The 9,857-nt window shown below is 39.8% G+C and carries 7 protein-coding genes; all 7 read right to left on the bottom strand.

Going from position 1 to position 9,857, the window contains the following annotated elements; translation table 11 throughout:
* Nucleotides 1-298: 298 nt before the first annotated feature.
* Nucleotides 299-1,312 carry a glycosyl hydrolase family 18 protein gene (locus tag VNJ50_RS10940; RefSeq protein ID WP_325581800.1) on the bottom strand — a complete coding sequence of 338 codons (1,014 nt, stop codon included), beginning with the start codon at nucleotides 1,310-1,312 and terminating at the stop codon, nucleotides 299-301.
* Between the two features lie 257 nt (nucleotides 1,313-1,569).
* Complete coding sequence (locus VNJ50_RS10935) at nucleotides 1,570-3,636, bottom strand: beta-N-acetylhexosaminidase (RefSeq protein ID WP_325581799.1); 2,067 nt, start codon at nucleotides 3,634-3,636, stop codon at nucleotides 1,570-1,572.
* A 26-nt stretch (nucleotides 3,637-3,662) separates the two neighbouring features.
* Nucleotides 3,663-4,097 carry a lipocalin family protein gene (locus tag VNJ50_RS10930; RefSeq protein ID WP_325581797.1) on the bottom strand — a complete coding sequence of 145 codons (435 nt, stop codon included), beginning with the start codon at nucleotides 4,095-4,097 and terminating at the stop codon, nucleotides 3,663-3,665.
* A gap of 83 nt (nucleotides 4,098-4,180) precedes the next feature.
* Entirely contained in the window at nucleotides 4,181-5,701 is a 1,521-nt protein-coding gene (locus VNJ50_RS10925; RefSeq protein WP_325581795.1) for a SusD/RagB family nutrient-binding outer membrane lipoprotein, read from the bottom strand.
* Between the two features lie 99 nt (nucleotides 5,702-5,800).
* Nucleotides 5,801-6,949, bottom strand: a complete 1,149-nt coding sequence (locus VNJ50_RS10920) for a hypothetical protein (RefSeq protein ID WP_325581793.1) — start codon at nucleotides 6,947-6,949, stop codon at nucleotides 5,801-5,803.
* Between the two features lie 146 nt (nucleotides 6,950-7,095).
* On the bottom strand, nucleotides 7,096-8,814 hold the full coding sequence (locus tag VNJ50_RS10915; protein WP_325581791.1) for an adenosylcobalamin-dependent ribonucleoside-diphosphate reductase: 1,719 nt from the start codon (nucleotides 8,812-8,814) through the stop codon (nucleotides 7,096-7,098).
* Nucleotides 8,815-8,923: 109 nt separating this feature from the next.
* Nucleotides 8,924-9,310, bottom strand: coding sequence for a hypothetical protein (locus VNJ50_RS10910; protein WP_323026971.1), 387 nt, complete (start codon nucleotides 9,308-9,310; stop codon nucleotides 8,924-8,926).
* Between the last annotated feature and the right edge of the window lie 547 nt (nucleotides 9,311-9,857).

Below are 9,857 nucleotides of genomic sequence, written 5' to 3'. Positions count from 1 at the left end.
GATAAATTGAAATGATATGGCCGAGATTGTACGGGCGAGATTATGTGGGCGAATGCAATTCGCCCCAACGGCCCCAACCACTTTAAATAATATCCATCTAAATAAAAAGAGCCAATCACGTACGGGCGAATAGCATTCGCCCCATTATATATAGGATATATATTAATCGGATTAAACTAAATAAGGGCGAATGCAATTCGCCCCATTATAAGATAAATATTAACCGGACTAAACTAAATAAGGGCGAATGCAATTCGCCCCAACTAATGAGGATAGATAAAAAACATTTAAGACTCCACTACTCCATCTCCTTCCCAATAGCCTTCAGCAAACTCAATCCCCCAGGGGCATCTTGTGATATTTCCCAGATCATAACGCCACTACCATGTTCAAAGGCATATTTGGTTTTGGCTTTGATGGTAAGGATGCCGTTATATCTATAATCAAAATAGATATCGTGGTGAGCGGCATCGGAGTGCTGTTCTACAATTTGATTGTAAGTGGCGTGGCCACCGGTACCGACAATGCCTTTATGGGCATAAAATGGAAGGCCCAACACCAATTTATCAGGTGGACAACCCAAATTGAGCCACAGTTGCATATCCCTAACGGCATGCTCGTAAGTGGAATGGTGGTCGGTGGTATTCCATGCATTGTCATAGGCCATAATGTTTATATAGTCAAAATAAGGGAAGGACGATTGCGGAATCCTTCCGCCTACATAACTAGCCGTGGCACAGGTGACCAACTTGCCCATGGGATGGAGCTCTTCTCTTAAAGCTTTGATGAACGGGGTATAATCACCTGCTTTACTGATGGCATCCAAGATAGGACCTTCAATATCTATATCAATACCGTCCAGATTATAAAAACTGACCAGGTGTTTTAAATTATTGATCACGCTGTTTCTGTTGCCTTCTTGCAACAAGATTTGCCAATCGGCAGAACATTCGGGCAATACTCCGCCCGCCACAGAAATGAGTACTTTAACGCCATGTTGGTGCGCTTTTTTGACCACATAGTGGATATCGGCCGACTTGCCATCGCTACAATAGGGCTCGCCATCTACTAAGAACACTCCTGAGGCATCGGGATTTAAAAACGATAAATTAATATGGGTCAGGATATCCAAATGGGCAGTATCAATGGTTTGGCGCATATCTTTCCAAGTGGGTATATAGCCAATTACTACTTTATTAGACGTGCTATCTGCCACCTCCGAAGAACTTGATGGTTTAGCATCTTGCGAAAGGCAACTGCTCAATAAAATGATTGCGAAGGCTAGTGCTGTGGGGATTAGTTTTGTGTTCAAAGTGTTTAAAGTTTGTGGTTTCTTGTTTCAGGTTTCTGGTTTAAAATTCAAGGTTTATGGTTCAAGATTTAAAATTTAAAAATCAGTGTAAATCCATTAAATCAGCGTCATCTGTGTTCAGTTGTTGGTTGCTGCCATCAATTACCAATCTACCATCATCTATTTTCTATAGTCTATATTCCATTTTCCACATCATACACCAGACGTCATAAGTCTTAGCGTCTTATGTCCTACTACCAACTTCTATTGTCTAGGCTCTACCATCTACTTCCCTTTATCAAATAGTCGACCTTTGCCTTTTCAATAAGCTCCTCCAAGGCATTTACCACTACCACTTCAGTATCTGCAAAAGGGACATACAAGGACTTATGATGTGTTTGTAACTCACTAAATATACTAACATCCATGGACTTAGTTTCAAAAACTTGAACCAATAGCTGCGATAGCTGCGATAAGTTTTTTGATAAGCCTTCGAGATCCTTAAGCTTTGGGTTGTTGTTTATTTTAGAAAACTCGGCATAATTGGTTGACCATTTATTTAAAAACGCCATAACAACCTCAAAATCTGCTGTATTGGATTGCTTAACAAAACCTGAAACAGCTTTGTTAAAAACCTCAGCATCTTGGGCATCGGGCACGCAGGCATCGGCAAACAGGGTAAACGGCGAATAGGTTTTATACTTTGACTGCCCATTGATTTTTGTGTTGCGTTTATTGCCTTTAAGCGGTTCGCAGATATTGGACAAATCGATTAATGAACTGATATCTTGATCATTGATTAGGTTTCTTAAAATCACCTCTTTGTTGCGGATATGCATAATGCCAAAGTCTTCGAGTTGAAATGAGATGACCTTTAAACGGCGCTTCATACCATCCAAATCATTGACGGCTTGGGGCGACCAAAAGCGCTCTGCAATGGCAGCTGCACGTGGCCAGATTCTGGAATCGATAGTAAGTGGCGTAACCAATTCGCTCCACATGGTGGTTTCGCCACCTAGGAGGTTTTTCAATTGTTCTTTTGACACCGAATTGGGTGCTGCCGGAAATGGATCGACGGCATAGTGTTCTTCCACCGAACGTACCAAATCGATATAATAGCCCCGTGACAGTACGGTTTTATAGCCTTTGGTGATAGCATCGGTCAAAGAAGCTTCGCCTTGCCACGAATGGATAACCACATCTTTTGGCAAATCGTCTTGAAGTATTTCTTCCCAGCCCATCATGATTTTACCATGCTTTTTAAGGATGTCAAGTACTTTGACGTTGAAATAATTCTGTAATTCATGATTGGTTTTAAAGCCATGATCTGCCTTAAAGCGTTCAATCTTTTTGTTTTCATTCCAGTGCTTTCCTTTATTCTCATCGCCGCCTATATGAAAATAGGTATCCGGAAAGAGTGCTGCCATTTCGGTAAAAACAGCTTCTATAATCTCGTATGTTTTTGGATTGGTAGGATCTAAAGTAGGATCAAAAATACCCGAATTTCGTTCTATGGTATAAGTTGCACCATCCTTGCTTCCTAAATCGGGATAAGCCACGAGCCACGAGGTGGCATGGCCCGGCACATCAAATTCTGGAACGACACGGATGCCCAAATCAGAGGCATATGCCACCACATCCTTGATTTGCTCTTGGGTATAATACAAGCCGTCCGATCCTTTTTGATGCAACAACGGATAGGATTTTATTTCCGCCCGAAACCCTTGATCGTCGGTTAAATGCCAATGAAACACATTCATCTTTACCAATGCCATAGCATCCAAATTGCGCTTTAGCACATCGACCGGTTGAAAATGACGGGCGGAATCAATCATTAAACCCCGCCAAACAAAACGTGGGGCATCATTAACAACAACGCCAGGTATAAAATAATTGGATGGATTATGGGCTACCAACTGCAAGAGCGTAGCCAAAGCCCTTAGAGCACCAACATCGGTTTTGGAATGGATTTCTATTTTATCAGGAGTAACATTTAAACTGTACGATTCATCGGCGTTTATGGATAAATCGGAGAGACCGTCAAAGGTCAGCTCTACCACTGCCGACGTTTTGCCTTCTATTTTAACAGGAAAACCCTGTTTTAAAAAGACGCCTGTTTTGTTTGAAAGGTGCCTTAAAAATCTGATCGCAGCTTTTTCAACCCTACCTTGGGCATCATCGCCTATGATTGAAATGGTAAAATCATCGGTAATAGTAAAATCGCGATTGCTATGCTGAATATTTTGAGGCCACGGCATCAGGTTAAAACCAGATGTATCGACTTGAGTAAAAACATGCTGACATGAAAGGCCAAAAGCCAATAAAACTACTATAATTTTATTCATTCGATTTTAAGTTTTTAAAAGCACCATTAATCAATTTTGATATATTTTTCAGTGATGTATCGTTTAAGCCCTGCGGATTTCACTTCTTCAAGACCAGATTGGATCAGGGTATCACCCTTAAACTCTACTGTAAACGGGAACCGATGATTTCTAAACGCATCCATGGAAGTGTAACTTAAAGTTTCTGTATAATCATTGCCTTCTAAGGTATAAGTGCCACCAGCCGCATAAAAGTCTTCAGAACGGTTTGTATTTTGGTTAAAGAATGAAAAATGACTGTGATTAATTATTTTTATAAAGTGGGTATGGGTCAAATCCTTTATCTCTAAAGAATCGTCTTCGACAATATCGGCATAGACCAATTGCCACGTACCCACTATTTTGTTTTGCACGGGCGTCTCATTCTTGGCACAACTATATAGAACAAGGGCTAAGACGATGATAACAATAAGGTTTTTCATAGCTTTAAAAAAGCGAGGCGGCATGTTCCCCTCGCTTATCTTTTTAATAATTAAACTTATATAACATGGAATGTGTATATCACCTAATTGGCATCCCACCACACTTTATTGAGCCAGTCGTTAGTACCGTCCATTCTGCCAAGAGCCTCTAGGTAATTGGCTTCGTTTTTCTGTAATTCGTCATTAGGATAGTACAGTCGCGTTGGCACTATACCACCAGTTTCTGAATCGGGTGCTGTAACGGCATCCAACACAGGATACCCCGTTCTGCGCCAGTTAGAATACGCCTCAATACTGTTGAACAAATAGGTTACCCACAATTGGGTGCTGATCTGCTCCATTTCAGTACCGGATTGCAATGGATAATTGGTCAAATAATCGTTGATTGCAGATTGCGAAGGATCGGCCGCACCATAGATGGTCAATTGTTTCATGCCTGCTTCTACTCCTGCCTTGTAATAATCGGCTGCCGATCCAGACACCCAACCTCTAAAGGCAGCTTCCGCCAATAACAGTTGTGCTTCTGAATAGCCAACGTGCAGAAACGGTGCTGTATTTTCTTTTAAATATGGTTGTATGCCGGATGTAGCCGTGGCACCTCCAAAAACGTCCCATTGGAAGGTACCTCCCGGAATGCCTACATACAGATCTTCGCCCGGCTGAATAGCCCCACCCCAAATAACCCCACTGGAGGTTTTAGGCGTGGCAATCATGGTTAAGCGCGGATCATCATGGTTTTTTAAAAAGTCGATTAAAAGCGAACTGAAATGGTCGGCATTATCATTGGCCGTTAGGGCTTGTGCCAAGCCATTCCCTCTAAAATCGGTAATATCACCATTAAAGTCGATATCAATATGATGCATGATACAATTGTCGGCATTACTATCAAAAACACCATTCGCAAACGCTGCTTTAACTTGTTTTTCGGCTTCGGCAGGTGCAATTTCCGAAAGACGCATACCTAAACGCAAGCGTAAGGTATTGGCCAGCTTCTTCCATTTGGAGATGTCGCCATTATAAAACAGATCTCCCGGAACCGCTCCGCCATTGGCGTTAAGCTGATTAAAACTCTCTTCGAGGTCCTTAAAAAAGGATGCATAAATCTCTTCTTGTCTGTCGTACCTGGGGGTTACAACGCCCTCTAGGAAGCCTACACCAGCTTCTGAATAGGGTACATCACCATACAAATCGGTTAAGCGCTGACCCGTCATGACCTTCATAATTTTGGCAATCGCGTTGATGTTTGCTTTTTCAGGAACGCCATTGGTAGTGGCAATAATATCCACTAGGTTTTTCATTTCAATGGCATACGCTCTTCGCCAATAGGCATGCGCATAATCGTCATTCTTTTTAAAGCGTCCTCCAAATTCAGTAACGTTCCAAGCTCCTGAATAATGTTGTACAAACCCACCTGAATAAATGAGGTTGGCGCGCCATTGGTAATAACGGTCGCCAGACATGCTCAATTGAACAAAGGAGAGCTGCCCATCGGGATTGGCAGGAAGCGCAATCGGGTCTTTAATAAGCGTATCAAATTCATCGGTACAGCTACTAAATGCTATAAAAATTGATACTATAGCTATGATATGTTTATAATAGTTCATAAGAAAATATTTATTGTTTTAATGGTCTTATGTAATTCGCACATCCTTATTCGTGTTCTTATTCGAGTTTTGGTACTGCTCATTTCATAATATTATTTTTTAGAATGTCACTTTAAGATTTAAACCATACGACTGGCGCGATGGCAATGATCCATATTCAAACCCTTGACCATTGCCGGAGGTGTACATGGATTCCGGATCAATATTTGGCAGGTTATTACTAAAGGTCAACAAATTGCGCCCAAAAGCAGAAAGATTAAGCGACGTGATGCCTAGACTTTGAACAAGGCTCCTTGGAAACTCGTAACCCAAGCTCACCTCTCTTAATTTAACATAAGACGCATCATAAATAAATGGTGCCGGTGTTCTTTCAAAAACGGTAGCCCAGTAATTTTGTGGATTGACCGGTGTTGTGTTTGGCGCATATACTGGGTTGTCCGCAGTACCTGTATTCACCACCCCACTAGACACGTAGCCTGCTGTAGGCACCCAATTGCTGACACTTAAATCGGGATCGGCAACCAAAGCTTCGGCAAGGGCAGCGTTATAGGCATCTCGGCCTTGGGTAGTGACATCCAAAAGGCCTTTGTTTGCCGCTACTGAGTTGGTCATGGAATACACATCCATACCTTGCTTGATATCTAATAAAAACTGCAAGGTGACCCCTTTATAGGTAAAACGGTTATTCAAACCAGCCGTCCAGTCCGGAACACCGTTACCCAGCACTACTTTTTCATTGGTAAATAATGGAAGACCATTATCGCCATGGATCACTTCGCCTTTATCAGTTCTTAAAAAATCTTGGCCCATAATAGCGCCATATTCGCCACCAACCTTTGCGACGATCGATGCACCTGCCCAACGCGCTTCAGAAATGGTATAGGTATCAATGTCTGGATGCAAGGCAATAACCTTGTTTTTATTTTTGGTGAAATTGAGATTAACTTCCCAAGTAAAATCATTGGTTTTAATTGGTGTTCCTGATAAAAGGATCTCCACACCTTCGTTGCGCAATTTACCGGCATTAACAGATATAAACTCATATCCGGAGGTTGCAGATGATGGTAGGTCCATGGTTTGATCGTCAAAATCTTCACGTGAGACCAACTTCTCATGATCATAGACATCATTTTGATAGGCATGCATAACAAAGAATTCTGTTTTCTGGTGTTTAAAAAACTCTAATGCGTATGTGATGGCATTCATTGAGTTTTCAGAAAAGTCTGTGGGAAGTAGTACGGAAATCATGAGTATCAAGTGTTTGTTGACTCATAAAACTAAATCATCTATGACATAAAAACTATGATATATATCAGATTGGATAAATTAAGAACCTCGGGGTCCGATCGGCACGGACGGGCAAGCCTCTGGGTATTAAAACCCACTGGTGGGAATCAACAGTTCACACTATTATTAAGGCCGCATTTTTGGAGGACTTGGTTTTCCTTGCTCCCATAACGATAAATGGTGATGCCTTTTAGTTTATACTGCCAAGCCAAGATGAAAATCTCTGAAACTTCTTGAATGGACGCATTTTCTGGAAGATTTATGGTTTTTGAAACCGCATTGTCGGTAGATTCTTGAAATACCTTTTGATGTTTTAAATGATATTGCCATGGTATTTCCAAACTGGTTTGGAAAAGCTCTTTCAAAGATGCCGGAATATATTTAATATTTTTTATGCTCCCAGTTTTTACAATTTCTTCCTCCACTTCACTTGACCATAGGCCCAAAGTTTTCATTTTATGGACAAAATGTCTATTGACTTCGGTTTGCGTCTTGCCACCCAAGATGCCTATCCTTTTGTAGGCCAAGGCAAACAAAGGTTCAATTGAATAAGAGGTGTTTCCAATGACCGAAATTGTTCCTGTGGGCGCAATACTGTTGCAGGTGGCATTTCGCATTTTTTGATCAGGATAATGGATACTTTTTTTCCAATTCGGGAAACATCCTTTCTCCAAAGCCAAATTGCTAGAGGCCTTGTAGCTTTCTCTTTTGATAAACTGCATGAGCTTCTCTCCTAAGCTTAACGCCTTTTCTGAAGCATAAGGAATTTCCAACAAAATCAATAATTCTGCCCAGCCCATGACGCCAAGCCCAATCTTTCGGTTGGACGTGGTAATGTCTTTAATTTCCGGCAATAGATAATGATTTATCGTAATTATATTATCTAAAAAACGAATTGCCAAATGAATGGTTTCCGACAACTTTTTCCAATCAACCGTATATAATTCATTTTTGAGAACTACCATTTTGGAAAGATTGATCGATCCCAAGTTGCAGCTTTCATAATCTAATAGGGGTACTTCTCCACAGGGGTTTGTAGATGATATAGTTCCAATCTCAGGCGTCTGATTATGATCATTGATCGTGTCTAAAAAGATGAGTCCTGGGTCTCCCGTTTCCCAAGCTTGAGTGATGATCATTTCCCAAAGCGATTTGGCTCTTAACACTGTATCAACAACCTTTGTACGCGGGTTTATCAATTGCCAATCTGAATCATTAATAACGGCCTCCATAAAGGCATCCGATATTCCAACTGAAATATTAAAATTCTCAATGACTTTTTTAGTGGATTTTGAATGAATAAACTCAATAATATCAGGATGGTCAACATTTAAAATCCCCATATTGGCACCACGACGCTTACCGCCTTGTTTGACATACTCTGTAGCGGCATCATAAATTTTCATAAAAGCTACTGGGCCAGATGATGTGCCACTAGTAGAGGAAACCATATCGTCTTTTGGGCGCAATTTTGAGAAATTAAAGCCAGTGCCTCCACCACTTTGGTGTATTAATGCGGTGTTTTTTAAGGTGGTAAAGATACTTTCCAAACTATCTTCAACAGGCAATACAAAGCAAGCACTTAATTGGCCATCCTTACATCCTGCGTTCATAAGTGTAGGCGAATTGGGAAGAAAATAAAGACCACTTAAGAGCTCATAGAATTGTTTTTCATAAAACTCACTTTTTTCATTTTCACAAAGGGAAACAGATTTTGCCACTCGCTTAAATAATTCAATAGAATCTTCAACTATATGGCCGTGCTTATCCTTTAAAAAATAGCGATCCTCTAAAATTTGAATGGCATTTTCGGTGAGAGTGCTCATACTAATAGGTATTGTTAATTACTGATGTTCAAATCATCAGTGAAATATTTTCAGATACTATGCAATCATATCTGACTACAAAAGATCATAATTTAGATCAGTTCAACAATTAATAAGGCACAACATCGTACGCTATATTAAGTAGAAAAACACCTGTCAAGAAAAGTAATATGTAAATTACTTGAACAAGTTTTATATTCAATATATTTAATAAGGCTACCGTTTGTTTCGGAATAATAAACAGGGCCAAGCCAATAAACAAAGACATCCAACCAATCAGGGTGATAATAAGTTTCCAATTGGTTTCCCAAACATTATGAAACAATATGTTCAATAGGCCAACAATTACCGCAATTAAGGAGGAAAGAATTAAAAATTTTTCATCTCTTAAGTCTTCAAAAATCTGTTTGATCCTACTCGGATTGAAAGTGAGAATGACAAAGAATATGATAAGATACCATCCCCAAAATTTTGCCAAAAAAAGTGAAACATCCATTTTGTTTTGTTTTTAAATTAAAAATAATAGTAATCTTTCTTAACCTGCAAGACCAAAAACGGAATGCAAGTGTAATCAGTGGATTTCTCCGTTGACCATTGAAATAACAGTTTTCGAAAAAATTAATTGCAACAATTATAACTGCCGTAAGCGATAGTATTTCAGTTTTCAGAAGAGTCAATAGCTTGATTTCAAAAGGTCTTCAAAATAATTCTTTAAAAAAACGACCTGCAAAATCATCGAGTTGCCCCATCTCAATAAAAAATACTTTTACATAATTTCATCTGCCATATTGAGTCGATATGAAATCAAATATACAGCGTATAAATAATTTTAATAATGATATAAATCACGTATGACAACATTAATCATCCTAAATTCATTGATTTCGGACTATTTAAATAACTAAATCACTATGGACTAAAGTGCCATAGGTTTTTAAATCTGACTAAAGTCAGCAGTACGTGATTACTCAAGTATGAAAGCGTCTGTGTCGTTATTCGATTTTCTGTGATGCTCCAAATATTCATTCACCATTTTGTCAGTA

Origin of the sequence: Gelidibacter sp. (assembly GCF_035577925.1) — a bacterium.
GTDB lineage: Bacteria > Bacteroidota > Bacteroidia > Flavobacteriales > Flavobacteriaceae > Gelidibacter.
This window is presented reverse-complemented; position numbering and strand designations above follow the sequence as displayed.